Annotated in this window: 24 protein-coding genes and 1 tRNA gene; 13 read left to right on the top strand and 12 right to left on the bottom strand. The window is 40.0% G+C overall.

The window, feature by feature from the left end; genetic code table 11:
• Nucleotides 1–80 precede the first annotated feature (80 nt).
• The 4 genes from L1994_RS09050 to L1994_RS09035 form a co-directional block, all read right to left on the bottom strand.
• Complete coding sequence (locus L1994_RS09050) at nucleotides 81–800, bottom strand: amino acid ABC transporter permease (RefSeq protein WP_278099120.1); 720 nt, start codon at nucleotides 798–800, stop codon at nucleotides 81–83.
• Between the two features lie 5 nt (nucleotides 801–805).
• On the bottom strand, nucleotides 806–1,561 hold the full coding sequence (locus L1994_RS09045) for an amino acid ABC transporter ATP-binding protein (RefSeq protein WP_278099119.1): 756 nt from the start codon (nucleotides 1,559–1,561) through the stop codon (nucleotides 806–808).
• Nucleotides 1,562–2,248 (bottom strand): amino acid ABC transporter permease, encoded by a 687-nt coding sequence (locus tag L1994_RS09040; protein ID WP_278099118.1) that lies wholly within the window; start codon nucleotides 2,246–2,248, stop codon nucleotides 1,562–1,564.
• 246 nt (nucleotides 2,249–2,494) lie between these two features.
• Entirely contained in the window at nucleotides 2,495–3,328 is an 834-nt protein-coding gene (locus L1994_RS09035; protein ID WP_341275788.1) for an ABC transporter substrate-binding protein, read from the bottom strand.
• A 311-nt stretch (nucleotides 3,329–3,639) separates the two neighbouring features.
• On the opposite strand from L1994_RS09035, the gene cas1 reads away from it, so the two are divergent.
• On the top strand, nucleotides 3,640–4,575 hold the full coding sequence (gene cas1 / locus L1994_RS09030) for a CRISPR-associated endonuclease Cas1 (RefSeq protein ID WP_278099117.1): 936 nt from the start codon (nucleotides 3,640–3,642) through the stop codon (nucleotides 4,573–4,575).
• Nucleotides 4,576–4,638: 63 nt separating this feature from the next.
• On the opposite strand, the gene L1994_RS09025 is transcribed toward cas1, so the two are convergent.
• Both L1994_RS09025 and L1994_RS09020 read right to left on the bottom strand, forming a co-directional pair.
• On the bottom strand, nucleotides 4,639–4,968 hold the full coding sequence (locus L1994_RS09025) for an acylphosphatase (RefSeq protein WP_278099116.1): 330 nt from the start codon (nucleotides 4,966–4,968) through the stop codon (nucleotides 4,639–4,641).
• 143 nt (nucleotides 4,969–5,111) lie between these two features.
• Nucleotides 5,112–5,297, bottom strand: a complete 186-nt coding sequence (locus tag L1994_RS09020) for a hypothetical protein (RefSeq protein ID WP_278099115.1) — start codon at nucleotides 5,295–5,297, stop codon at nucleotides 5,112–5,114.
• A 234-nt stretch (nucleotides 5,298–5,531) separates the two neighbouring features.
• Between L1994_RS09020 and L1994_RS09015 the strand changes: the two genes are divergently transcribed.
• Complete coding sequence (locus L1994_RS09015) at nucleotides 5,532–6,038, top strand: HEAT repeat domain-containing protein (RefSeq protein ID WP_278099114.1); 507 nt, start codon at nucleotides 5,532–5,534, stop codon at nucleotides 6,036–6,038.
• A 23-nt stretch (nucleotides 6,039–6,061) separates the two neighbouring features.
• Here the strand turns inward: L1994_RS09015 and L1994_RS09010 are convergent, their stop codons facing one another.
• On the bottom strand, nucleotides 6,062–6,790 hold the full coding sequence (locus tag L1994_RS09010; RefSeq protein ID WP_278099113.1) for a thymidylate synthase: 729 nt from the start codon (nucleotides 6,788–6,790) through the stop codon (nucleotides 6,062–6,064).
• A 266-nt stretch (nucleotides 6,791–7,056) separates the two neighbouring features.
• Between L1994_RS09010 and L1994_RS09005 the strand changes: the two genes are divergently transcribed.
• Nucleotides 7,057–10,923, top strand: coding sequence for a DNA-directed DNA polymerase II large subunit (locus L1994_RS09005; protein ID WP_278099112.1), 3,867 nt, complete (start codon nucleotides 7,057–7,059; stop codon nucleotides 10,921–10,923).
• A 171-nt stretch (nucleotides 10,924–11,094) separates the two neighbouring features.
• On the opposite strand, the gene L1994_RS09000 is transcribed toward L1994_RS09005, so the two are convergent.
• Entirely contained in the window at nucleotides 11,095–12,261 is a 1,167-nt protein-coding gene (locus tag L1994_RS09000; RefSeq protein ID WP_278099111.1) for a cation:proton antiporter, read from the bottom strand.
• 133 nt (nucleotides 12,262–12,394) lie between these two features.
• Here L1994_RS09000 and L1994_RS08995 point away from each other — a divergent pair, with 133 nt between their 5' ends.
• Both L1994_RS08995 and L1994_RS08990 read left to right on the top strand, forming a co-directional pair.
• Nucleotides 12,395–13,054 carry a class I SAM-dependent methyltransferase gene (locus L1994_RS08995; protein WP_278099110.1) on the top strand — a complete coding sequence of 220 codons (660 nt, stop codon included), beginning with the start codon at nucleotides 12,395–12,397 and terminating at the stop codon, nucleotides 13,052–13,054.
• A 106-nt stretch (nucleotides 13,055–13,160) separates the two neighbouring features.
• Nucleotides 13,161–13,243: transfer RNA gene (locus L1994_RS08990), tRNA-Leu, on the top strand.
• Nucleotides 13,244–14,090: 847 nt separating this feature from the next.
• Here L1994_RS08990 and L1994_RS08985 read toward each other — a convergent pair.
• Both L1994_RS08985 and L1994_RS08980 read right to left on the bottom strand, forming a co-directional pair.
• Nucleotides 14,091–14,828, bottom strand: coding sequence for a winged helix-turn-helix transcriptional regulator (locus L1994_RS08985; RefSeq protein WP_278099109.1), 738 nt, complete (start codon nucleotides 14,826–14,828; stop codon nucleotides 14,091–14,093).
• Nucleotides 14,829–14,848: 20 nt separating this feature from the next.
• Nucleotides 14,849–15,304, bottom strand: coding sequence for a peptidase domain-containing protein (locus L1994_RS08980; RefSeq protein ID WP_278099108.1), 456 nt, complete (start codon nucleotides 15,302–15,304; stop codon nucleotides 14,849–14,851).
• Nucleotides 15,305–15,588: 284 nt separating this feature from the next.
• Here L1994_RS08980 and L1994_RS08975 point away from each other — a divergent pair, with 284 nt between their 5' ends.
• From L1994_RS08975 to L1994_RS08955, 5 genes are all read left to right on the top strand, one after another.
• Entirely contained in the window at nucleotides 15,589–16,122 is a 534-nt protein-coding gene (locus tag L1994_RS08975; protein WP_278099107.1) for a hypothetical protein, read from the top strand.
• Nucleotides 16,123–16,209: 87 nt separating this feature from the next.
• The gene (locus L1994_RS08970) at nucleotides 16,210–17,202 is read left to right on the top strand and encodes a hypothetical protein (protein ID WP_278099106.1); all 993 of its coding nucleotides are present in this window, start codon (nucleotides 16,210–16,212) and stop codon (nucleotides 17,200–17,202) included.
• Between the two features lie 944 nt (nucleotides 17,203–18,146).
• A complete protein-coding gene (locus L1994_RS08965) occupies nucleotides 18,147–19,346 on the top strand; it encodes a C39 family peptidase (RefSeq protein WP_278099105.1) in 1,200 nt (399 codons plus the stop codon).
• 72 nt (nucleotides 19,347–19,418) lie between these two features.
• Nucleotides 19,419–20,549 carry a hypothetical protein gene (locus L1994_RS08960; protein ID WP_278099104.1) on the top strand — a complete coding sequence of 377 codons (1,131 nt, stop codon included), beginning with the start codon at nucleotides 19,419–19,421 and terminating at the stop codon, nucleotides 20,547–20,549.
• Between the two features lie 10 nt (nucleotides 20,550–20,559).
• Nucleotides 20,560–21,237 (top strand): hypothetical protein, encoded by a 678-nt coding sequence (locus L1994_RS08955; RefSeq protein ID WP_278099103.1) that lies wholly within the window; start codon nucleotides 20,560–20,562, stop codon nucleotides 21,235–21,237.
• A 688-nt stretch (nucleotides 21,238–21,925) separates the two neighbouring features.
• Here the strand turns inward: L1994_RS08955 and L1994_RS08950 are convergent.
• Entirely contained in the window at nucleotides 21,926–22,429 is a 504-nt protein-coding gene (locus L1994_RS08950) for a hypothetical protein (RefSeq protein ID WP_278099102.1), read from the bottom strand.
• Nucleotides 22,430–22,577: 148 nt separating this feature from the next.
• Between L1994_RS08950 and L1994_RS08945 the strand changes: the two genes are divergently transcribed.
• The 3 genes from L1994_RS08945 to L1994_RS08935 all read left to right on the top strand — a co-directional run bounded on the left by L1994_RS08945 (nucleotide 22,578) and on the right by L1994_RS08935 (nucleotide 24,292).
• A complete protein-coding gene (locus L1994_RS08945; RefSeq protein ID WP_278099101.1) occupies nucleotides 22,578–22,808 on the top strand; it encodes a hypothetical protein in 231 nt (76 codons plus the stop codon).
• 527 nt (nucleotides 22,809–23,335) lie between these two features.
• Nucleotides 23,336–23,860 carry an ArsR family transcriptional regulator gene (locus tag L1994_RS08940; protein ID WP_278099100.1) on the top strand — a complete coding sequence of 175 codons (525 nt, stop codon included), beginning with the start codon at nucleotides 23,336–23,338 and terminating at the stop codon, nucleotides 23,858–23,860.
• Nucleotides 23,861–23,875: 15 nt separating this feature from the next.
• Nucleotides 23,876–24,292, top strand: coding sequence for a hypothetical protein (locus L1994_RS08935; RefSeq protein WP_278099099.1), 417 nt, complete (start codon nucleotides 23,876–23,878; stop codon nucleotides 24,290–24,292).
• Here the strand turns inward: L1994_RS08935 and L1994_RS08930 are convergent.
• The gene (locus L1994_RS08930) at nucleotides 24,259–24,558 is read right to left on the bottom strand and encodes a hypothetical protein (RefSeq protein ID WP_278099098.1); all 300 of its coding nucleotides are present in this window, start codon (nucleotides 24,556–24,558) and stop codon (nucleotides 24,259–24,261) included. The genes L1994_RS08935 and L1994_RS08930 overlap by 34 nt on opposite strands.
• Nucleotides 24,559–24,589 lie beyond the last annotated feature (31 nt).

Here is a 24,589-nt window from a genome sequence, read left to right as displayed (position 1 = left end):
TAAAAAACACAAAAAAACTAAAAGAAACAAAAAAGATACAAAAATTAAGAATTTAATTTGATTCCTGAATTGTATCTGTTTTATCCTGTTGTCTTTTTATTGTTCTTTTTTATTTTCGCCGGATTTTTAATCTTAACTGAATGTCCCGGGGTTCCCGGAATTGAAAGTTTTCTCTCAAGAGCATTTGCGCAGATTGTTGTTATTGTAACAAGTGCCAGGTAAACTGCCCCTATCATCATAAACACATCGGGCTCGAAATATTTGGAAAATACCAGTTTTCCTGCTCCTGTAAGCTCAATTAATGTAATCATATACGCAAGTGATGAGTACTTTATAAGGTATATGAATTCATTTGAAAGGCCCGGAATTGCCCTTCTCATCGCCTGAGGGAGAACGACATATCTAATAGCCTGCGTTTTAGTCATTCCAAGAGCACTTGCGGCAACCATCTGGCCTTCCTTTACAGACAAAATCGCTCCTCTGATGTACTCGGAGTTGTAAGCGCTGTTACAACAGATAAATCCGATAATCGATGCTGAAAGTGCTGTCAGATATATTCCAATTGACGGAAGACCAAAGTAGAGAATAAACAAAAGAAGCAAAAGCGGACAGCCTTTGACAAAGCCGACAAAGAACCTGCACAAAAGGTTTACTCCTTTTCCTCCGTAAACACGTCCCACAGCTACTAAAACGCCAAACAACAGTCCAAAAGGTGCGGATAATACAATAAGCTTAAGTGTGACCAAAAGCCCTCCCCACAATGCCGGCAGGAGTATGTTAATTAAAAAATCCGCATCCATCTGATTTACTCTCCTGAAACTCTTCCAAACTGACCGATGAAGCTTGCTGTTCTCTCACACTGCGGGTTGCTGATTAACTCCGCAGGTGTTCCTGATTCAACGACAACTCCTTTCTCCATGAAGATAATCTCGGTTGCAACCGAACGTGCAAATCCCATTTCATGAGTTACAACAAGCATTGTCATCCCTTCAAGTGCAAGTTTTTTCATGACCTCTAAAACTTCTCTTGTAAGTTCAGGATCAAGCGCTGATGTAGGTTCGTCAAAAAGAATTACGTCAGGCTCCATTGCAAGCGCCCTTGCAATAGAAACGCGCTGTGCCTGGCCTCCGGAAAGCTCGGCAGGGTAATGATCAGCCCAGTCTTCCATTCCTACCTGTCTTAGCTCATAAAGAGCCTTTTCGCGTGCTTCTTCTTTGCTCATTCCCCTGACTTTTATAAGCGCAATTTCGACATTTTTAACTGCTGTTAAATGATCAAAAAGATAGAAATTCTGAAAGACCATCCCTATCTTCTGTCTGAAATAATTAATTCTCTTGCCACAGTTGGTGACTTCCTCACCGCGTAGAAAAACCCTGCCCTTATCGGGAGGAGTGAGCTGGTTTATGCATCGGAGAAGTGTACTCTTTCCCGTACCTGAAGGTCCGATAAAGACTATTGTGTCTCCTTTTTTAACGTTGAAAGATACGCCCTTTAAAACTTCAGCATCTCCGTAAGTCTTGTGGATATCCTCAACTTTTAGTATATACTCATCATCTGACATTTACAGTACTCCTGTGTTTACACTTCCGCTGAATCCGGGTATTGCAACCTTCTTTTCCAGGTAGCTTATGACTCTCATTCCGGCGTAGTTTAAAAGAATGAATACAAGCGCACATGCAAGGTATATTGGCATTGTAATGTATGTCTGTGCGACAATTTGTGAAGTTCTTGTCAAAAGCTCTGCAATTCCAATTGCGTAACATATTGCAGAGTCGGTTAGAATGTTTGGATATTCGTTTGACCAGCCGGGAAGTGCCACACGAACCGCCTGTGGGATTATAACTGTCCTTATAGCAGTTATTCTGCTCATCCCCAAAGAGCGGGCGGCTGTCATCTGTCCTTCACTTATCGACTGGATTGCACCGCGGAAGATTTGGGACTGATATGCGGCGCCTCTTAATCCAAGAACAGTTGCACCAACGAAAAACTCCGGAACATCCAGGTTTAATAGCGGGAAGAGTGTGAAATAGAACATAAACAAAAGCAAAAGGACAGGAAGCCCTCTAAAAAACCAGACATAAAGGCCTATTGCCATCTTTATGGGTTTATTTCCGTAAACCTGCCCTATTGCCATAGGAAGTCCTAAAAGAGCTCCTATTATGAGTGCTGATGCAACCAGCCCAAGTGTTACAACGACTCCTGAAAGAAGGTATGGGAGCCATTCTGTTACTATTGAAAAAATATCCATCTCAAATCACTTGCAGGGTCAAAGCCCTTCTTTATTCCCTGTTTTATTTAATACGCTGTTTATGTGTCCTTTTATTCGAATTATTTAACAAAGATATACCACAGATCGAATATTTTTATGCGGCATCTTATTTTGAAATTTAATTTTTTGGATTTTTGGTTTTCCCAGTATACACTTTTTTTAGAATAATTTGTGCTAAAGGGTTTTGATAGTTACCCTTTGGCACTGAAAAAAACAGGTCTTGTTTTACTTTGGTGATGCACCGACAAGTTTGTACTCTTCGAGGAGTTCCTGCCAGTATGGATCAGCCATTAAGTTTTCAAGTCCGGTGTTCATCTTCTCAAGAAGCTCAGTATCCTCTTTTCTTATAGCAACACCGTAAACTTCTCCTGTATCAATCTGATCGCGGATTTCCATGGGTTTTCCTGCAATTGCATCCCTAAGTGAAGGAACATCATAGATTGCTACATCAATTCTCTTGTTCTGAAGATCTGTGACAACACTTGGGAAGTTATCGTAGTATTTCAGATTGTCTGCCGACATAAGTCCGGTTGCAACAAGGTTTTCTTCTGTCCATATTGCTCCGGTTGTTCCTCTCTGAGCACCTACAACTGTTTTTCCTGCTCTGAAGTCTTCTGTTGTGAATTCAGAGTCGTTGTTGAATGCAAGACCCTGGTCTACCTGAAGATAAGGACTTGAGAAGTTTACCTTTTCATACCTCTCGTCTGTAATGGTCATTCCTGAATAGACCATGTCAATCTTTCCTGCAAGAAGTGCGGGAATGATCCCATCCCATGCAAGCGGCTGGAACTCTACCTCAAATCCCTGATTTTTTGCGATCCATTTTGCGGATTCAACATCAAATCCCTGTGCGTTTCCCTCTGTGTCAATAAATGAATAGGGAGGGTATTCGCCGTCAATTCCAATTGTGTAAATCTGCACATCTCCCGGTGTCTGTTCTGTTGGAACAGATACTTCAGGTGTGCTTTCAACCGGCTCACTGCCTGTACAGCCTGCAAATGAAACTGCCAGTAAAGCCAGAAGAATAATAAGAATACCAGAAAACTTATTGTTCATCATTGAGTGTTTAGGATATAGGTTAATTTATCTTTTATGTATTGAATTTTGGAATTTTCCTGTTTAAATATAATTGGTTATTATATGTAAAAAGTTAAGAATGTTTTTTAAAAATTCAAAAAACGTTCATGAAAAAAAAGTTTTCATGCACTGTTTCATGAAAATCATAATTTGATTTTCATGGTAAAATGAAACGAATTTTCCTGATATTTTTTTACTGAATGTGCGTTTTTTAAAAATTAAACAGTCAAGTTAATGTATAGATTGCAGTAATAAAATAAATTAGAGTTTTTGATTCCAGCAGGTTTTTTGATATGGATGACTTAGATACCCCGTGGAAGATTGTCGCCGGCTTCGGCGGCCACATAAAGGCAACCAAAACGACTCTCGTCATCCAGAAAAAGGGTGTAACAAAAGAGTATCCGCTGTCAGAGATTTCTCATCTTCTTGTTGCAGGAGGGCATAATATTCATACATCCACAATATCCGTCCTTTTGAAAAATCAGATATTAATATCATTTTTTGATGCAGATGGAACACCCCTTGCAGTTTTAAGGCCTTATGGATGCCGCCTGGATGAAGAGATGCGTGCGCTTCAGATAAAAGCGCCAGGATATGCAAAGGCATCAGAGATTGTAAGGTCGTCTATTAAGTCAAGGCTTTTGATGATTGACAAGTCTGCAAACGAGATGGGAAAGTCGCTTTTTTATGAAGGTGAGGCTGAGCTGATTTACAATATGCTTGAGGATATTGATTATCTTATAAAGATGGATGAACTGAGGCGTATTCATAAAATGGCCGGCGATATGTATTATGAGATAATGTCAAGGAGCATAAGTCCTGTTCATAAATACAGATGCCGGACAGAAAGACCGCATAACGATCCTGTAAATGCAATGCTTTCGCTTGGATACTCGATGCTTTTTGGAAACTGTTGTGTGCCTGCAATCGGTGCAAACCTTGATATTGATATTGGTATTTTAAGAGAAGGGAAAAGAGCTCTTGTTTTAGACTTAATAGATCCTCTAAAAGCCGGAATGGTTGACTCTGTTGTCTTCTCAATTGCACGCGAATATTTAATGCCCGAAAAGTATGAGTGCGGAAACAGGCGTTGTCACCTTGAAGAGGATATTCTGGATATTTTAACAGAAGAACTTCATAAATCCATATCCAATAAAAAAATTCAGGAGAACGTTTTATCTTATCGCAATTCAATAAAATCAGGAAAGGCTTTTAAAATTAATTACTGAGAAATTCTGCCGGATAAGACTTAATAAAAGATCGAAAAAAAAGGTCGGAAAATTAATTTGCATCTACATAAGTCTTATAATAGAAAAATCAGTAAAATTTCTTGGCTCAAGTTCGAAAATCTCAATCTCTCTTACATAAGCACCGGGGCATTCATAAAGAGATGAGATCATTTTTTCAAGAACTGCAGACTCTCCGGTAGCAATAATATATACATTGCCGTCTGAAAGATTCATAACTTCGCCGGATATGCAAAGCCCCAAAGCAATTTTTCTCACACATGCCCGAAAGCCTACTCCCTGAACATGGCCTGAAACATAAGCCTCGATTGTCATTACAGGCTCTGATTGCAGTTTTTCTTCAGTTTTTTGATGCTCCGTATCTTCAGAGAACATTTACCTATGGGTGTCTATCTGCAAATCATATTAAATATATGATATTAATCAACCCGAAGATTCAGACATTTAAAAAAACATTACTGCAGATTTTTTAAAAAAAGTGATTATCTTTTAATTTTAGCTATTTCATTTCCCCGGAGTCACTCGTATGCAACAAGTTTTAAACCGGTCTCTTCTTCGAGCAATTTTATCTTTTCAAGTGTGTCCGGGCTAACTTCTGCCGGTGGTGAAGGCCTTTTGTATGCAACCAGTAAAACTCCCATCTCATCTTCACATTCCTGTAATCCTTTCAACTCACTCTCTTTTAACTCTGCATAAACGGTCAAATATTTCACCTCAGTTGAGAAAATATTGTTTTTTCTATATATATTTAATCTTAAAACCACTCAATTAATATTTGGAAAACTAAAAAATAACATATTTAAAAATTTGTACCGGATTTGTTTAAAGATCCGTTTAATGCAAAATTATCAGGTAAAGTCCTGTAAAACAATATTAAACAGATTTAATTAAACAGATTTAGATTAAACAGATCTTAATAATTTATAGTGGTGTTTACAATGACAGATAAGGATAATATAAAAAAAGAGATTGAAAAAATAGTGAATGGCAGTCTTTCAGAGAGAAGAGAGGCAGTGGATTTTTTATCAGCGGTTGGCGCCGATGCAGTAGAGCCTCTTACACTTCTGCTTTCTGAATCAGACGATAATGACATTCGCTGGTATGCGTCCAATGCTCTTGCAAAGATCGGTGAACCTGCATTAGAAGATTTAATTATCATACTCCGGACATTCCCTGATGATGAAGTGCGGCGCTACGCGGCGGCGGCACTTGCAGGTATGGGAAGGCCGGCAGTGGCAGAACTTATTGCTGTTTTTGAAGGTGATGACAGTTATGCAAGAGGACTTGCATCAAAAGCGCTTGTAAGAATAGGTGAGCCTGCAATAGAGTCTTTAAGCAAATACATAGACGGTAAAGAATCTGAAGAGCTTGCCTGCCGCTGTGCAGTCCTCACACTTCAGAAAATGAGTCTGGATATTCCTGAAGAAGTTGAAAAAGTGCTTTAAAGTTTCAAATAATAAAATTAAATTTAAATTTTTATGTGTTCGGCTGTTGCAAAATGTTTTAGCGACTCCTCAAGACCAAGACCTTTTATGTATTTTATAAGCTCTTCGTGATCGCGTTCGTGATACATATGGGCAGAAACAGAGGTGTGTGAGTACCACCCGACATCTACTCCGAGCCTGTCGGCAATCAGCTTTTGAAGGTGGACAAGGGCATACATATTTGCACCAAGTGCCGAGAGCATGTCGTTTGATCTGAACTCAACATGCATGTTTAATGCGGCGTCTCTTACAAAACACTGTATTCTCTGAAGACATGGGGGATTTTGAGATGAGGTATCTTTGAATGGAAACCATGTTATTGCTTCTGCACGTCTGGAGCTGGGCTCTTCTGTTAATTTATTAACAATATAGTCAATCTGGTTTATCCCGCGCTTATCGCCGTCTCCTGAAATTTCACCTTCTCCTCTTGTTACAGGATAATCAAAGAGCCTGTCGTGATAGGTGTATACAAAATCGTTTTCTGAACCATTAAGAAGGTCCTGGACATATTTTTGCATGGCGCCTTCACGAAACATATTGTACGGACTTACCATATAGTCTGCAAAAGGCTCGTTTACGTGAATATTGAGAGGTTCTAAGAGTTCAATTGTCTTTTCGTTATCCTCTGTCACAATATATGTGCCATGTTTGAGAATTGTTTTTATTACTTCCTCGTGTGCCTTTCCAATCGAAAATGCGCGAACATTAAACATCTTAATTATCCCCTTTTTTGTATGAATTAAAATTTAAGACTTCAATCAAAGACCAGACTATAAATGAAGTGCCGGGCAGTTGATAGTAGTTTTTTCTGCTGGTTTTCATTATCTGTTTGATGATTTTTATATGTTCTTTATCTGTTTTTATTTTGTATTTGATTTTTATATCATAATTAAATTTTATCCTATATCCATTCTTTTTTTCTTATCTTTTTTACAATGTGTGAAGATTATATCAGAGATTAGGGACTAATAATTGAAACATGCAGACCTCACCGGAGATGGATGCGTACTTCAAATCAATTGAAGACGGCCTTTATGATGCAATTGAAATTGCAAAACAGGCACGCCTTTTAGGATTTGATCCACGGGATTATGTAGAAATTCCGATAGCAAGCGATCTTGCAGACAGAGTTGAAGCACTAATGGGATACAAGGGTGTTGCGAAGCGGCTTCGTGAGCTTTCAGAGACAATGTCGCGTGAAGAGGTATCATTAAAGATTGGTGATGATTTCGTCTCTAAAAAATTCGGTGAGGAGACAAAAGAGGATATTTTGGATCATGCGATTCGTACATCCATGGCACTTTTAACAGAAGGTGTTGTCGCCGCACCTACAGAAGGTATAGGAAAGATTGGAATCGGAAAAAACGATGACGGAACAGAATATCTAAAAATTTATTATGCAGGCCCAATCAGAAGTGCGGGTGGAACAGCACAGGCACTTTCTGTTCTGGTCGGCGATTACGTCAGAAAAAAGCTTGGGATGAACCGTTACATCCCAAGGGACGATGAAGTCGAGCGTTATGTCGAGGAGATAAAAAAATACAACTCAATACTTAGTCTGCAGTATCTTCCATCTGATGATGATATCCGCCATATAATCAGAAACTGCCCTGTTTGTGTTGAAGGTGAACCTACAGAAAGAGTAGAAGTATCAGGATATCGTAATTTAGAGAGAGTTGAGACGAACACAGTCCGCGGCGGAATGGCGCTTGTTGTCGCTGAAGGTCTCGGTCTTAAAGCTCCGAAGATTCAAAAAGTTGTAAGAAAGGTCAAAATGGAAGGCTGGGAATGGCTTGACGTTTTGGTCTCCGGTGCGGCAAAACCCTCTGATGATGAGGAGCTTGAAGAGGGCGGGCCAAAGATTAAGCCAAAGGATAAATATATACGGGATTTAATCGGAGGAAGGCCTGTATTTTCCTATCCAATGAGAAAAGGGGGATTTCGCCTTCGCTATGGAAGATCGAGAAACACAGGTTTTGCCTCTGCCGGATTTAATCCTGCAACACTTCATCTTTTGGGAGATTTTTTGGCTGTCGGTACACAGATGAAAGTTGAGAGGCCCGGAAAAGCGGCAGGAGTGGTTCCTGTTGACACAATACAGGGCCCTACAATCCGGCTTTTAAACGGCGATCTTGTAAGGGCCGATACAGTTGAAGAAGCTCTTCCTCTGATGCACAGTATCTCAAAAATTGTTGATGTAGGTGAGATGCTTGTGAGCTTTGGGGAATTTTTAGAGAATAACCATCTTCTCATCCCGTCATCATACTGTCATGAGTGGTGGACTTTGGAAAACGAAGGAAAAGACCAGCCTTCTGATGAAAAAGAGGCAGTTTCGCTTGCAAAAGAGGGGTATTTTCTGCATCCCGACTATACTTACATGTGGGACGATATTAAGACTGATCAAATTTCCTCTTTGTCTGATTTTGTGCTTTTGAATGGAAAAATTTCAGACGGAATTCTTTCTCTTCCAAATGATGAGGTGCAAAAGTCCGTCCTTGAAGAACTTTTAGTCCTTCATAAAGTTCGTGAAGGAAAAATCCTGATTGATAAGCCTCTTGCATTTCTTGCATGTCTTGGAATTTCTGAGACCCTTGAAAAGCTTCCATCCCGTGATACTGCTCCGAAAAATGATCCAATGGAGATGGTAATGCACATGTCCGGATTTAAAATGAGATCCCGGGCAGGAACAAGGATAGGAGGTCGTATGGGGCGGCCCGGAAAATCCAAAGAGAGAAAGATGAACCCGCCTCCGCACGGACTATTCCCTGTCGGCGATGAGGGTGGAACAAGACGTTCATTTCAGGAGGCGTCCAAAAGCAAAGATAACAGGAATGGGGGAGTGATTTCCGCAGAGATTGGTCTTCGGAGATGTGAAGTCTGTGGAAAGGAGACTTTTAGAAATAAATGCGAATGCGGCGGGCATACGACAGCGGTATATCTCTGCCCAAGATGCGGGCGTGCAACACCTGAGGGTGTTTGTCCGTCATGCAAAACAGAAGGTGTCTGTCTTCAGGAACTTAAACTTAATGTAAAAACTGAGTATGAAAAAGCTCTTTTGAATCTTGGGATTCGTGATTCCGAGATAAAGCTATGTAAAGGCGTCAAAGGGTTAATGTCTAAGGAAAGATGTGTTGAGCCTCTTGAAAAGGGAATTCTTCGCGCCGGAAAAGAGCTTTATGTCTTCAAAGACGGAACTGTCCGTTATGACATGATAGACCTTCCTCTGACTCATTTCCGTCCAAAAGAAATAAGTGTTTCATGGGAGAGGCTTGTTGAGCTTGGATACACTCATGATGTTTATGGAAAGCCGCTTGAAAACAACGATCAGATTCTTGAACTCAAATGCCAGGATATTCTTGTCTCAACCGGCTGTGGCGAGTGGCTTTTGAAGGTTGCCGGATTTATTGACGAGATGCTTGTAAAGCTCTACAATATGGAGCCATTTTACAAGGCAGAGAAGAAAGAGGATCTTGTCGGCCAGCTTTTGATGGGCCTTGCACCTCACACAAGCGCCGGTGTCCTTGTAAGGCTTCTTGGCTATTCCCGTGCACATGTGGGATATGGTCATCCTTATTTTCATGCGGCAAAGAGGCGAAACTGTTTTGCCGGAGAGACTGTAATCTCCGTAACCGATGGCGCTCTATGGAGAGATCTTCCGATTAAGGACTTTGTTGTTGAAAATTTCGATCTTTCAAGACCCGAACTGGATTGTGTTGGAACATACTATTCTGATCCGCAAAAGACATTCTGGGTGCATTCGATTGATTCAGCCGGAATGGTGCGTCTTCGCCGGATCACATCAGTCTCTGTTCACCGTGCACCAAAAACCCTGATTATGTTTGAGACAAACCGCGGCAGGTCTGTAACTGTAACACCTGATCATGCGATGCTTGTAAGTGATATGGCGTATCAGAGAAAAATAAAGGCGATTGAGTTAAATGAGGGCGATTATGTTCCTACATTTGAAAACGGTATGATGATAACCGATATTGTCACAAAAAGGACAATTCTTGAATCTGCCGAAGATTATGTCTATTGCTTAACGGTTGATACTGATCATACTCTTTGTGCAAACGGAATATTTACAGGCCAGTGCGATGGCGATGAGGACTGCGTGATGCTCCTTTTAGACGGGTTAATCAACTTTTCAAAGGCGTTTTTGCCTGAGACAAGGGGAGGGTCAATGGATGCGCCGCTTGTTTTGACAAAAAGAATTGATCCTGCCGAGGTTGATGGTGAATGTCACAACGTTGACTGTTGTGAAAAATATCCCCTTAAGATGTATTTATCAGCGCTTGAATACGTACATCCCAAGGATATTGAAAAGGAGATTGATCACGTTGATTTGAGGCTTGGAACGCCTGCTCAGTATGAGGGAATTATGTTTACTCATGATACATCCGATATCTCCGCAGGTCCGCTTATCTCGTCATACAATACTCTGACAACGATGTTTGACAAACTGGATGCCGAACTTGAGCTTGGAAGGCTTATCCGTGCAGTTGATGAAAGCGATGTTGCAGAAAGGGTTTTAAAGACACATTTCATCCGTGATATTATGGGAAATCTGAATTCGTTTTCAAAGCAGACAATGAGATGCACAAGATGCGGCTCAAAATACAGGAGGATGCCTATTGCAGGCAAGTGCACAAAATGCGGAAACAAGCTTATTGCAACTGTTCATGAAGGATCTGTCAAAAAATATCTTGATATGTCGATTCAGATGTGTGAAAATTATGATGTCTCCGAGTACACAAAACAGCGTGTTGAGGTATTAAGGATGGCTGTTTTGTCAACATTTGGTGAGCCTCCTGAAAAACAGCTTGGACTGGCTGATTTCATGTGAAAATTTCATGAAATGAATTTTAATTTGTTTTTTTAATTCGGGTTTTCAATTTGTATTTAAATCAGGTCATTGATAAATTTTTGATTGGTTTTTGATTGTTTTTTTTATCACTTACTTTAGTTTACTTATTTGTTTACTTATTTTCAGGTTTGGTTTTAGTATTCGTGAGATTCACTGAAAAAGCCAGTCTTTTAGGAGCAGTGGGGTTATTATTGTGCAGATAAGTCCGGTCATTACTATTGCAACAAAAATGTCCTGCGATATCAATCCCATTGAAAGGCCGATAAGTGCGATAATCATCGCCATTTCTCCTCTCGGTATCATTCCTGCGCCTATTGTTAGTGAGTCATGAGTGTCCATTCCTAAAATTTTTGCAGGAATACTGCAGCCGGCAAACTTTGAGATTATCGCGATTAATGTCAGGATAATTATGAACGGAATGATTTCTGATGTAATCTGGTGCAGGTCTGTGAGGATTCCAAGAGATATGAAAAAAATGGATGCAAAAGGGATGTAGAGATATTCAGATCCTTTTTTTATGCTCATGCTGTGGTTGAGTGAGACTTTGTTTATTGAAACTCCAGCGATAAACGCACCTATAACAGGTGATATTCCGAAAATTTCTGCTGTAAGTGCATAAATAAATGCGATGCACAGCCCGAACAGAAAGACAAGTTCAGGAAATGTTTCCGCCAGTTTTGAATTATCAATTTTGACAATTATTTTGTCAATAACAAACAGGCCGGCAATAGCCGCGATTACAATGAAAAGAACAGGCCTTAAAATGGCGATTAAAATGTCTGTTAGTCCTGCCGCTCCTGATACGATGTCAATCGTAACTGAAAGGACAACAAGTGCTAAAATATCATCTATTACTGCTGTTCCTATAATTGCATTTGCTACTTTTGTGTGAAGTTTTCCCATCTCTTTTAAGACATTTGCAGTTATTGCGATGCTTGTGGCAGTAAGAGCGGCGCCGATGAACAATGAGCCTTCAAACTGAAAGCCAAAATATTGTGCAAACATAAATCCCATTACCCACGGGAGGATTACACCGCTTGTTCCAATTAAAAGATAGTCGTATTTGAGAAGTGTTTTGAAGTGAAAGTCAAATCCTATTACAAACAGCATTATTATCGCACCCATCTGTGCAAGGGCGCTTACAAACTCGGTGTATGTTATAAGACCAAGAAAGCTTGGCCCGACAATTAATCCAATCAGGATTTCACCTACAACTGCGGACTGATGGATGTATGCGGCAATCAGGTAACCTGCAACAGCTATTAACAAAAGAAGTGCAATCTGAAACTCAATACTTTCGAATGGAATTTCTATCATGAATCTGTCTTTTTTGTTTATTGGAGGTTTTTATAGATGAATCTGACGGAATAATTGTTCTGATGGATGATATGAGGGAATGGATCTGAATAAAAGAATATAAATATAAATAGTGAACTGACTATTTTTTATTGTGGCCGGCCTTTCTGATTTGGATTATGATTATCTCGAATTCAGAACAGTTCCTTTTTATGAAGCTTTTTTTGGCTCTGTTCTTGATTACATATATCCGTCTGATAAAAATATTCTGGAGCTTGCATCAGGTACAGGATTTTTAACTGAGATGATTGTGAAAAAGTTTCCTGATTTACAGATTACTTGTGTTGATAATGACACGGAGATGATTTTTCTGGCAAAGAAAAAGCCAAAACTTTCAGGTGTTGGTTTTATTGCCGGTGATATGAGAGAATTTAAAAAAAGCGGCTTTGATGTTGTTGTAATCACTCAGGCCGTTTTTTCTCTTAGTGACTCAGAGATTGAGTCTTTTTTTGAAAAGATTCATGGTGTGCTAAATGAGGGCGGACGGTTTATTATAGGGGATATGTTTGCACCTGAGACTTTTTTTGAGAGGACTCTTTACAAAAAGTTATGGACTGATTATATGATAAAAAACGGACTTTCGCCTGAGAATGCACGTGAGATGCTTTCACCGCTTGACGACTATTTCCGGGAGAATACTGTTCGCTCTTTTGTCTCAAAGCTTGAAGATTTTGGTTTTTCTCCGGTAATTTCGCCGTACAGGTTTTGGTACTATGCGGTTGTTGCCGGCTGGAAGCAAAAAGTTGGTTTATAGGTCTTTAATTTTTACGGGATTTTACAATGTTTGTGAATCCTTTAAATTTCAGAAGATACAATATAGTTCTTGCAATTTTTATTATTAATTGCATGTTTGTTTTCAGGCGAGGGTAGCCAAGTGGTCAACGGCGGTGGACTCAAGATCCACTCACGCAGGTGTTCGCGGGTTCGACTCCCTCCCCTCGCATTTTTGTATATTTAAAAGGTTCTTCTCCATTATTCTGAAAGTCAGGATTATCCAAAAAGGGAAACAAATTAGAAAATAACCTCCAATTGTGATGATATGTCCAATAAACATTACAAATGGAGGAAATGCATATCTGCATTCAAATCTATGTTTTCATTTGTAAGCTTTAAGATTATTGATCTGGAAGAGTCAAAAGAGTTTTTTATGTACACTTGTTGTTATTTCCGGCGGCCTATATTGCAACGTGTCTCCGGCACATCAGGAACGGCTCGGCTGCTGATGTCATCCGGGCCGCCGGGGATGCGCAGCGGGCGGCTGACTTCCTCACCGGGGGCGGGGAGGAATGAATCCTCTTTTTTTTATGTACCTGCCGGGATTGCTCGCTCGTTTCACTCTGCTCGCAACGCCGGCCTTGTTCTCCCCGGTTGAGCTGGTTTGTATTACGCCCGCAGGGGCCTTGACATATCGTCTCGGCCCCTGCCGGCTGTGTGTGGTGGGTCCCCGCTCCGCATCACCGGCCGACGGCCGGGCATGCTCCGCGGGGGGTAGAAGGAATTCCCTCCAAATAATGGAGTGGTTCTGTAAAGAGAGGGGTGTAACGATAGAAAACAGTCGGAAATTGGAAAAGACTCCTTTAAAAATTCCGCTTAATAATAAAAAGAAAAAAAGGAACCTTGTTTCCGTATTATGTCTGTCAAGCCTAAAGAACTGGAAGACTTATTGATATTTTTTATTTTGCCACGAATGATATAACCCAGCTTCCTGATGATATTCGGAACAGAGGATGTCACCTTGAAACCCTCAACTGGTTTGAGAGGTGATTGTGTACATGTCCTCGTCTACTGGATTAGACCCGACCATCTTCCAAGAAAACCCTTATGCTATTTTCAAAAGAAGAGGTGAGGTAATATCTCCTGAGTTTTCCTTCAGGAATATAATTGATGGCACCAGTTTCTAGAAATTTATTGATGTGCCAGTGAATGGTGCTCTTATTCATGTTGTGCTTCCTTGCAAGTTCACCATTTGTTATCCCGGGGTTTTCCAGAATGCTTATCAGAAGCATTCTCCCGGTCTTATTTTTCAGGAGAGATATAGTCATTCTCTGGTGTTCGTTGAAAGTCGCTGAATTTTTGAATAATCTGAGGTGTTTCTCTGTTTTATGTATATTAACTATTTTATGGAATTTAAGCTTCAAGATGTGGTACTTTGTCGAACTCCTGTTAAGATCCAGATTGTCTGAAAGATCTGTAATTGTGCATCCTGGATTTTCCGATATATATTCAAATATCTCCTGCCGTATTCCGTTTTCCAGTGGATCTGTGATCCTGCCTATGATGGCAGGGATTAATTTTATAATTCCCATGCCTGCGGCAAGTATTCCGGCAATAAACGAAATCTTGATCCATAACGGGAGATCCCAAAATGTGATATTTGTATCGGCACCGGCTGAGTCAATGAATCCTTTTTCAATAAGTTCCGTGTTGTCTTCATGTGATTTTACGATATATTCCGCTGATGCAATCCCGGGGACTGTAAATGCCAGAAAAACGGAAAAAAGGATGAAGATTCTTATTATACCCCCCATTGATGATCAATTATGAGATATTATATATAATAATCTTCGGTCCCGGAGACATCGTTACCATACACTTCATAATACCAGGTGCCTTTTGCGATTCCACCGGGATTACTGATGTCGAGATTGATCCTGCCGTCGATTGATCCGTCGGCACTGTCATAATAACTGCCCAGACACTGCCAGTCGGGCGTATAGATCTTCAGCCTCAGCGAATCTGTGTAATCGCCCCAGTTGAGGTCGACGTTTAAGACCGTGATATCCGAGCTGACATATTTTGAATGCCAGTTTGTCTCCCCTTGGGTGATGGTATCGAATACGTACTTCATGCCGGGCTCCCCGCCGGAGTCTTTTGCCGGCAGTATGGTGTAACCATCGAATTTCTTTGTAAGGTCTGTACCTGCTTCTTCTTCACCGGCCGCGCCGGATACAAAAGAAACGCAGCAAAAAAGGACTAGTAGTGTAATTGCAATCTTTTTCAACATAATTTCATTCTCCTGTTCTCAATGAATGATCTGTTGGAAAAAAGGACTACTTAAATATATTAGCCTGATCGTCAAACTATCGCGTTTACAGTTCGACGATCGGGTTATTGAATTTATATTGTAATGAACGAAAAGTCATCTATGTAGCATCCAAAAGGGATGTTATGGGGGTCAAGCCCGACGTTTAGGAACGGTTAAACCCTGCATGCCCGGGGGCAAATTGTAATAGGGCTTCCAAAATATATGAAAACTCTGAATTTACAGTCTCCGGGGGCATGAAAAAAATGGAGACGAAAAACATGAACGCAAAGGAAGGAATGCGGGCGTTGAGCCTGCTTTTGGTAGTTGCACTCGCCGGGGCGATGTTTGTTCCGGTTGTTAGTGCTGTAGATACAGCAAATCAGGCAAAATCTGCCATCATAGAAGACCCTGATGGAATGGAACTTGTTAAGTACTCCAATGTGCCATCAAATTCGCTTTTAGGCACCAAATCTGTCACTTATGAATGGAGAGCCTATACAAACATCTGGCATATATATGATGAGATCTATTCAGAACAATATTCCAAATCCAGAGAACAGGGTACCGGAGATCCTTTTGATATTGATACAATTGGAGTAAGGGCTCGTGTCTGGGAGGATGACGATCTTCAGACTGATCAAACAGATACCAATTATCAGTCGGCTGATGCTGAAGTAAATTACGAAACGACTGGATCAGCGTATGCTCACTGGCTTGCTAAGTCAGATCACACATTTGAGTATTATGCAAATAACGATCAATGGTACCCCAAGACAGAAGATGAGTTTAATGAATAAAAAAAATTAATTTTCTTTTTTAGTGAGAGTATGAAAAAAAAATCGCAACTGATAATAATTTCTATTGTTGGACTATCGATAGGATTATTGGCTGTTGTCCTGTTATCTGATAATAATATTGACGACTGGACAATGAAGATAACTGGAAACGACTCAAGTTATTCTATAGAAACAACTTATGACGAGGACAAAGTCGACGAAAGTTTTGGTATAGGTTTGTATGATGCTCCTGTACACATATCAAATCATTCACTTCATCACAGCGCTACAATTAATGAGAATCAATCTCTAACTGCATATTTGTGGGTTAGCAACCAGATGACATCAGAAAATGATTTTTTAGTTTTTTTGCTTTCAGATTACGAACAGGTTCCCTTTATTTTTGGAGATGAAAGGAAAAAGGAAATTCTGCACTCAATTCATCTTGAGCCCTTCGAAGAAGACTTTTTCCGCTTTGAGATCGACCCTCTAACCCGTGGAGAACATGATGTTGAGATTGTGCTTGTGATGAGGCCATACGAACATTCGTTAGAAAAATCCTTCAGGCGTTCTACCGACTTTTCATATCTTGGAAGTAAACGTCTCAGCATATTCGTGGATTCTGAGGATTATCCTACAGTAACTTACGCAAATTCATCCGTAATCTCTTCCGTTCCATGCAACCCCGATTATCCGATAAACGACGGTTTGCTGATCACACGTACTCCCTGTTCGACGACAGGCTGGTTCACCGAAGATGTAACCCCTGGCGAACGTCTGGATTATTGGATCAATGCCGCCGCTGATGAGGATTATCCGGTTACTTTCGCCCTGATTCCCTTCGTAGACTTTGTTCAGGTACCATTACGTGTCGATGATTCTGTCAGTACGATATTCTGTTCTCTGAAAGCAGGAGAGAAGATCTCACTCCCTGCCAGTATCATAGTTCCTGAAGAAGAAGGAGTTCATGAGTTATTTGTACTGTGGGTTCCTGCACCCTATCAACAGATGGAGGTATCTGAAGGAATTTCCCGGGATATCGGGCAGTGGCCGTGGAGCGAACCGAGTGTCAGGATTGGCCTCAATGTAAGTGGAGTTTAATTTATTTTAATTAATATTTCACTCAATCAAGGATCGCAAAAAAAATGAAATCTAAAGAAAAGTTAGCAATAATTATCATGCCTGTGAACAACTGGGCTACTGTTAAAGCTTATTACTGAGATGATTGATCTATGAATAATATGATGGATGTCAGGATTTCAATTATATTAGCAATAGTTGTCTTTCTCCTCATCATTGGACTAAGTTATTTAATTGAGGGAAAAGTGAACTGGATTGTTGCCTTTGGAACTACAATCGGCTTCTCTATAGCATTTTTCATACTCAATAATCGTTAATATGAGGCAAAAATTATGCAGTACTGCCAGGTTAATATTATCAGCAATCCTACTGAAGTCAGTCTAAATACATACAATTGAGGAGAAAGATGATGAAATAACCATCTTCTCCTTTATCGAGGAAGTTTATTCAGTGAAGGAACTCTTTTGTCCCAATGGCTCGATCCCGGCATAGAACCATTGGACTTTATGGCCTATCCGAATGAGATCAATACATCAAATTTTAATATAAACTCCTGACCTGTTGCAGAGTGAGTAAGTATTCCGCTTTGATTTTTTACTCTTTGAGAGTATAATTGGATTTGGTTGGCTTACGGTGACAGTTTCGTAAATTAACAGTATTTTTTGGATAAACGTTTCAAATTTTAATTTGCTAAAATAGCCTATTTTATAGAGTTTAGATCAAAATTCTGGAACAGTTCGATGATCGAGTTATGGAATTTATATTGTACTGAACGAAAAGTCATCCATGTAGCATCGAAGAGATGTTGCAGGGGGTCTGAACCTGACTATCAGGAACGGTCAGACTCCTGCATGCCTGGGGGCAAATTGTAATAGGGCTTCGAAAATATATGAAACCTCTGGATTTTCTGTCTCCGGGACCATGGGAAAAGAAATGGAGACGAAAACATGAACGCAAAGGAAGGAATGCGGGCGTTGAGCCTGCTATTGATAGTTGCACTCGCCGGGGCGATGTTTGTTCCGGTTGTTAGTGCCAGCACTTCTGTGAATGAACAACTAAACAGTACTATAACATTGGATTATGCTAAAAAGATAGCGCAATTACATCTCAATGATGTATCAGAAGGTATGAGTGGATTTTCTGAATGGACTGGGGCTAATGTTGAATCTGATCTGACTTTTTATGATCTAAATGGGAACATTGCCGCTTATTCATTCTCTGTTGTAAAAGATGGAAACTACTTGGGATTCATCCTGATTTCTGGAAATAAAGATAATTATCCTATCCTGGAATTTGGGAAAGGAGATATTGTCCCAGAAAAAACAAAAGAAAATGCACAATTCACGGCAGAGAAGTTCATTGGAGACGCTGGTTGTAAACTGGATTCTGTAAAGTATCTCTATCTTGGAGCGACATTTTATTATGGTCAATATACATTTGAGAATTCACTTCAAAATGTAAAACAGGATGTTATTGTTGATCTCTTTAATGAAGCTGTTGTAGATCTAAAAAATGATGATTCTTCTACAGCGTTGACTAATGTAAAATCAGGATCGGATGCAATTTCGGTTGAAGATGAATGGACGATTGTAAATGAAAACATCGGACTTGTAAGCAGTGGAGCAACAGTTTCAACTTCCGTTCGCGGAGCTGATACAATATACTGGGTTCCTCTCTATGATCAACCTTCAGGTTATCCAAATTCATGTGCCCCTACTGCCTCAGGTATGATTTTATCCTATTGGCGAAGTAACGGTTATTCTAATTTCCCGTCAAATGGAGATACGTTAATTCTTGATTTATACTCTGCAATGGATACAGACCCTGTTGATGGAACATATGATTCTAATATCGAACCTGGTATCGAAAGTGTATGTGATGATTATGGATATGACATAGATGCCGAGCCTGATGGCTGGGGTTTCTATTTCTCAGAAGTTAAATCTGAGGTCACAGCAGATCGTCCAATGCATCTTGCTATGCATGGAGCCGGGACTGCAATAGGTGGTTCAACAGAATATGGCAATCATTCCGTTGCGGCTGTCGGGTGGGCCGATGGTTCATTTGATGCCATAGAGATCAATGACGGCTGGTCAACATCAGATACAAGGTATATCGCCTTTGGAAACTGGAATTCTATATACCCCGTGTATATTAGGCCTTAAGGCCAGGAGATCACCTTATTTTTTTAAGAGTTTATGTTTATTATGGATTGAATTTCATGGAGACAATATTATATGTATTCACTAGTAAACTGGATATTTGATGGAAAACTAAAAGTTACAAATGTCCCTGTCCCGTCCTTAGTAGTTGATGCAGATGTCTTTTTGGCAGGTGCGGTGATTGCAGTGGGATTATTTATCCTCGTTTCACGAATGAAATCTCGGAAATACCTGTTTTTTATCCTAGTAACCTCCGGTTTGTTATTTTCGGTTTGTGCCTGGCTTGTTCAAAATTTTATGGAAGTATGGTTCCCTGATCTTTTCATTCCCGGAGGACCCTACGGGACATGGTACGTGTTCAGAAATGACCTTTCAGGAGTCTTGGAATACATCTCTATTCTTATCGGGAGTCTGATTCCTGCTTGTCTCCTTCTTCCTGATATAAAAATTACTAAACTATGGAGATGTCTGCTTCTTTTATTTACACTAATGGCAACCACAATTTTATATTATTCGTATCTCGTCTCGGTTATGATGACACCGGGCAGTAATATCAGCATAATCTGGCTGTTTCCTGCAACCTCTCCCTTCATTGCATCAATAGCGATCACATTTGCAATTTTAGGATATTTCTATGTTTTATCAGAAATTCTTACTCAGATTGAATCAAGGTTATTTCATGTGATCCTTGCTGTTATTATGGTCATCACGGTGATTTTTCTTACATATCAAACTGCAGTTGCAGTTTATGCTGTTATATTCTTACCCCTGTTGGTAAAATTTTCGGCCGCGATCAATAGGATTGTCTTGGTTGCGATTCTGGCAGTAATGGGGATCTTTTGTGAGTTTATCGGTTCGTATCTTGCGGCAATCGGACCTGATGTCGGTCAGTATTTCCCGATATGGGTCTTCCCGCTTGTCTTTATGGTACTTTTAATGCTTGCTCCTTTACCTTATTTCATGCCGAAGATGGATGATATTCTGCTTAATCTTACAGTTTTTGGAGTTGTTTTGGGAGCAGGGGTGTTAATCGCAATCGTTGAGGTATATATATCAACAGGAATATACATGCAGCCCGACCTTCTTCCGCAGTCTTCCTTGTCGATAGTAACAAATGCTATGTTGGGTATGTCAGTTGCAGCAATACTGTATCAGATTTCGGTATTGAAACTGCATAAAGGAAAATTAAAAATTTGTAATTCGTAATTTACAGAGAATGATAAAAGCTATGAAAAAAATCATCGTATTAGGATTGATAATTTCGATATTCATATTATCAGCTGGATGTCTGGAAGAAAATAATGTTACAAGACCTTTAAATGAAAGTTCATATTATGAAAAGGTTGAGTGTGATTGTCCAGAAGATTATGATCCACCGCTATACACTGATGAATGTCAATCATTCTTAAAAAATGCTTCATGGAAACCGACACTGATTTTTGATTCGGAGACTTCTAATGAAGATATTAATGATATTATGACCAAATATTTCGGTAATTATGATGACGAGTGGAGAATTTTTAACAGTTCCTCAGAATTTCTCTATTATCTAGATTCTTCCAAGGATAAGTACAACTATTACACCTCACTAATCAAAGAAAATTGGGGATTGTATCTAAACTATCATTATGATTGCTATGACGAAGGAATAATCGCTTTTGAAAAAGAAAGAGGCGATAATATAATCTTGGGCCTTGATAATTGTCCTATCAGTCAGAAAAATTGTTTTGAAGAGATGAAAGACGCCGGAATACCGGTTAAAAAGACAAGATCTGCAAGTACAAAAAAATATACTACTGATAATTCAAATGAAGAAATGATCAGATTGTTGGAAGAAATAAATGAAGATGAAGATGTTCTTTTTGTTCATAAAGCATATATTAGCGACAGATGAGAATAATGAATAATTCCCTCAACAATAAAATGTCTAACTGAATCTAAAATATTTCCTTTAATTGAAATATCAACTTCTCTCATTTCTCCAAAAAATCCAAATGCAATACCCCTGAATGACAAACATAATCAGGATGCCAATTACCAGGGCCCTATATGCAAACATAAGCAAGTAGTAATTTTCTGGAATCTCTGTTAAGTGCAATAAAACGAAACAGAGGAGTGTAATTATCAGGAACCGGAGAATCCATTCCAGCGGATAGAATACTTCTCTGATTTCCTGATGTGTGAGCATAATTGATTCTTAATTTTGAATTATGATAACAATTTTTATTATGCAGTCCGAAAGTGAACAATTGTCCTGATATTTCTTGAAAAGACTTATAAACCCCAAAAAAGCCCAAATTGCCGAATTTCGCATCCCCACAGAAGCCTCAGAATCGACGATCTCAGGCCGGGTAGGGGTAAACATCGTCTAAGGGAATAGCGGTTTTTTATTTGGCTCTATGAAAAGCTTATTTTGCCGTTTTATTTTAAAAAAGACCCAATATTGCAGAGTTTTCCCCCGGTACGTGAATAGGGGTAATTTAGGTATATCTAAATCGTAGAAAAGAAGGGCAAAATAAGCTTATTTCCCCCGGAAAGGGAGTCGAAAAAAGACTCCTTCTCCCCGGTATTCGAAAGTCTGTTCAGGCAAGAGCGGGAACTGAATCGGCCCAGGTCTCAACAGTGTTCATGATTGAGTCGTCCTGGTATGAGCTGATTCTTACCTTGTCACGGCTGAAGGTGACATAGTAGATCTCGCTGCTTGCGTCATGGCACTTGAGCTGGCAGGAATACGAGTCATGCTCGGTGTCGCGTACCGGATCTCCGCCCATTGCGGTTGCAAGGTCGGTGTCGGCAACGATGCTCGCTGCAACGGTGTTGAATGCCGAAGCAGTCGGGGCCTTTGCCGAGATCTGGCCCACTCTGTCGCCTGCAAGGTCCTCATAGATGACCTTTGCAGTATAGTTCTCGCGGTTCTTTTCAACCCCGGCGTGAGATGCACCATTCTGGACGTAAGCGGTACAACCGAAGGGGTTGTCGTCGATTATCGACTGGATGATCGCCTGAAAGGTTGAAACATCCGCGATGGGGTTTGCAAGCTCACGAGTGGCTGACTTGGTGTTGGAAGTTTCGATGAAATCTACCATTCGTTTTTTCTCCTGCCTGCCTTTCCCCGGGTACTGGAACAGGCAATTAGTTACTCGTCCTTTTGGCAAATTAGCGTGACTGTATCGGATACAGTTTGATTTATCCGTGAATCTTTCGTAATTATCCGCAGGAGTGTTAGCACGCAAAATGAAGGAAGAGAAGACAACGCGGGACATGATCGTCGAGACGAACCGGGACGTGAAGTGGATCTGCAGAACCCTTGAGGAGATGAAGGAGTCTATCGGAGATCATGAGAATCGAATCCGGGCCCTTGAGGGTTTCAAGTCGGAGTCGGCGGGCAAGGAGAGGCAGATATCCGCCGGGGTCGGGGCCGGTGCGGGTGGTCTTGTTGCGGTGTTAATGAAGTTTTTGCAATGATGGATGAATTGGGTTCTGTTCTTAAGATTATTTAATTTTATGTCAATTTTATATATCATAAAATCATATTTTCATTTACTCCTATGGTTTGCGATCTCACAGAAGAATCCCTTTTCATTTTAAATATACTCTATAAAAGCAGAAGCGTTAGGTCTAACCGGGGATATAATTCTGAAAAATTAAAAGGGTTGTTCAATAAAAAATTTTCAGGTCGTGATCACCTCTCATTTAAAGATTCTATTAAAATCCTTAAGAATTCTGGTTATATTACAGTTATTAAAAAAAAGGATGATAAGTTCTATATTTCAAATATTAAAGATGTTGTATTGGCATTAAGCTATCATGGCTACATTCCATATGATACATTTGACTAACATTTAAGAACAATGCAAACTATTTTTACCATATGTGATAAAATAAATTATCACTACACCGTTACAGAGGTGATGGTGGTGGTGATATTAATTACATTATCACAATTGAAGAGTGGTTGAATGTAATGATTGATTTCCCAAAATGTGATTATTATGACTCGTCCCTTTGAAGGTGTGCTTGGAAATACCTGTGAATTAAGACTTCTGGAATTTCTGTTGCCGCTTAATGACATCGAATTCAATGTCACTGAACTATCTGAAGAGGCAGGTGTAAACAGGGTTACTGCCGGAAGGGTGGTAAAGAAGTTTGTCGAGCGTGGCATATTTAATGCTAGCAATGATAAGATAACTCAATATTCCATTAATACATCATCCCCAATAGTCAGGGCAATTGAGATAATCAACAATGAATTAATAAATCAGATGCTCGGTGATGGACAGATTCAGGAAATCCGTGGTCATCTGAAAAAACATGGAATGGGAGCCTGTTTACAAGAAACAGAAATTTCAAACGAATCGGTTTGGCCATATCTTCCGGAAGTGGCTGAACCGGCTACAGCATGGGGAGCAGGAGATATGTGCAGTATGGGGATCTCCAATCCATATTCTCAGGACTTTCCACACGCAACAGCAGATGAATATGGAGCAGGATATCCTGATCCAGAGTATATACAATAAGTTAAAGGAGTATTTATGGCAAGAGAGGATCTCTTTAAAAAGGAACTGATCGCAGAATTAAGGCGCGTGGAAGTATCTATGAGAAAAGAGGCAAGCATCGAGAAGAAAATCTATTATTTTTCCGCAGCTTATGGGGTTACCAGCCGCACTCTAAGGTATAATTTTAAAGATGACTATCTTTTGGCGGATTGTGTCTTAAACACCTGTTATAATGGATTAATGGATCGGTTCAAGCGTATTCGTTCGGGGGATGCAACCGTAGAACTTCAGCCGGTTCATTTTGAACGTATTCAGGATGGTTTAAAGATGCTAGCTGATGCTTTTGAATCAGATGATTCAATACTCATTCCGCTCGAACAGATTTTAACAACAATGTATTCGGTAACTGGACCTGGAAATTATCTTCGGGAAAAGGGCCTTTTAAAATTATAATCTTTTCTTATTTCAATAATATTCAAAGAATTCCAAAAGCCGACAATGGCCGTTAACCAGTAGAACCCGAACATCGCCGCCAGGTAATAGTTTGATGAGTAAACACCTTCGAAGAACCATATCAGGTTTGCGATAATCCAGCATGAGAAGCCGGCGAGCCTTGAGCGGGCCCTTTTTCCTGCAACAAGAACGGCCCCCGCGATTCCTAAGAGTACGGCGACAGCTTGAACGGGGTCGATGGTTGCGAGTATTTCGATGATTGTCATTGTTTTCTCTAAAAAAATTACATGAATAATG

The sequence above is a fragment of the Methanomicrobium antiquum genome, assembly GCF_029633915.1.
Classification (GTDB): Archaea; Halobacteriota; Methanomicrobia; order Methanomicrobiales; family Methanomicrobiaceae; genus Methanomicrobium; species Methanomicrobium antiquum.
The sequence above is the reverse complement of the archived record's forward strand: the minus strand, read 5'-3'. Positions and strand labels throughout refer to the sequence as shown.

Coding starts and splice junctions, on each gene's coding strand:
- L1994_RS09050 (WP_278099120.1), bottom strand. CDS start 800: ATGGATGCGGATTTTTTAATTAACATACTCCTGCCGGCATTGTGGGGA.
- L1994_RS09045 (WP_278099119.1), bottom strand. CDS start 1,561: ATGTCAGATGATGAGTATATACTAAAAGTTGAGGATATCCACAAGACT.
- L1994_RS09040 (WP_278099118.1), bottom strand. CDS start 2,248: ATGGATATTTTTTCAATAGTAACAGAATGGCTCCCATACCTTCTTTCA.
- L1994_RS09035 (WP_341275788.1), bottom strand. CDS start 3,328: ATGATGAACAATAAGTTTTCTGGTATTCTTATTATTCTTCTGGCTTTA.
- cas1 (WP_278099117.1), top strand. CDS start 3,640: ATGGATGACTTAGATACCCCGTGGAAGATTGTCGCCGGCTTCGGCGGC.
- L1994_RS09025 (WP_278099116.1), bottom strand. CDS start 4,968: ATGTTCTCTGAAGATACGGAGCATCAAAAAACTGAAGAAAAACTGCAA.
- L1994_RS09015 (WP_278099114.1), top strand. CDS start 5,532: ATGACAGATAAGGATAATATAAAAAAAGAGATTGAAAAAATAGTGAAT.
- L1994_RS09010 (WP_278099113.1), bottom strand. CDS start 6,790: ATGTTTAATGTTCGCGCATTTTCGATTGGAAAGGCACACGAGGAAGTA.
- L1994_RS09005 (WP_278099112.1), top strand. CDS start 7,057: ATGCAGACCTCACCGGAGATGGATGCGTACTTCAAATCAATTGAAGAC.
- L1994_RS09000 (WP_278099111.1), bottom strand. CDS start 12,261: ATGATAGAAATTCCATTCGAAAGTATTGAGTTTCAGATTGCACTTCTT.
- L1994_RS08985 (WP_278099109.1), bottom strand. CDS start 14,828: ATGGGGGGTATAATAAGAATCTTCATCCTTTTTTCCGTTTTTCTGGCA.
- L1994_RS08980 (WP_278099108.1), bottom strand. CDS start 15,304: ATGTTGAAAAAGATTGCAATTACACTACTAGTCCTTTTTTGCTGCGTT.
- L1994_RS08975 (WP_278099107.1), top strand. CDS start 15,589: ATGGAGACGAAAAACATGAACGCAAAGGAAGGAATGCGGGCGTTGAGC.
- L1994_RS08965 (WP_278099105.1), top strand. CDS start 18,147: ATGCGGGCGTTGAGCCTGCTATTGATAGTTGCACTCGCCGGGGCGATG.
- L1994_RS08960 (WP_278099104.1), top strand. CDS start 19,419: ATGTATTCACTAGTAAACTGGATATTTGATGGAAAACTAAAAGTTACA.
- L1994_RS08955 (WP_278099103.1), top strand. CDS start 20,560: ATGATAAAAGCTATGAAAAAAATCATCGTATTAGGATTGATAATTTCG.
- L1994_RS08950 (WP_278099102.1), bottom strand. CDS start 22,429: ATGGTAGATTTCATCGAAACTTCCAACACCAAGTCAGCCACTCGTGAG.
- L1994_RS08945 (WP_278099101.1), top strand. CDS start 22,578: ATGAAGGAAGAGAAGACAACGCGGGACATGATCGTCGAGACGAACCGG.
- L1994_RS08940 (WP_278099100.1), top strand. CDS start 23,336: ATGACTCGTCCCTTTGAAGGTGTGCTTGGAAATACCTGTGAATTAAGA.
- L1994_RS08935 (WP_278099099.1), top strand. CDS start 23,876: ATGGCAAGAGAGGATCTCTTTAAAAAGGAACTGATCGCAGAATTAAGG.
- L1994_RS08930 (WP_278099098.1), bottom strand. CDS start 24,558: ATGACAATCATCGAAATACTCGCAACCATCGACCCCGTTCAAGCTGTC.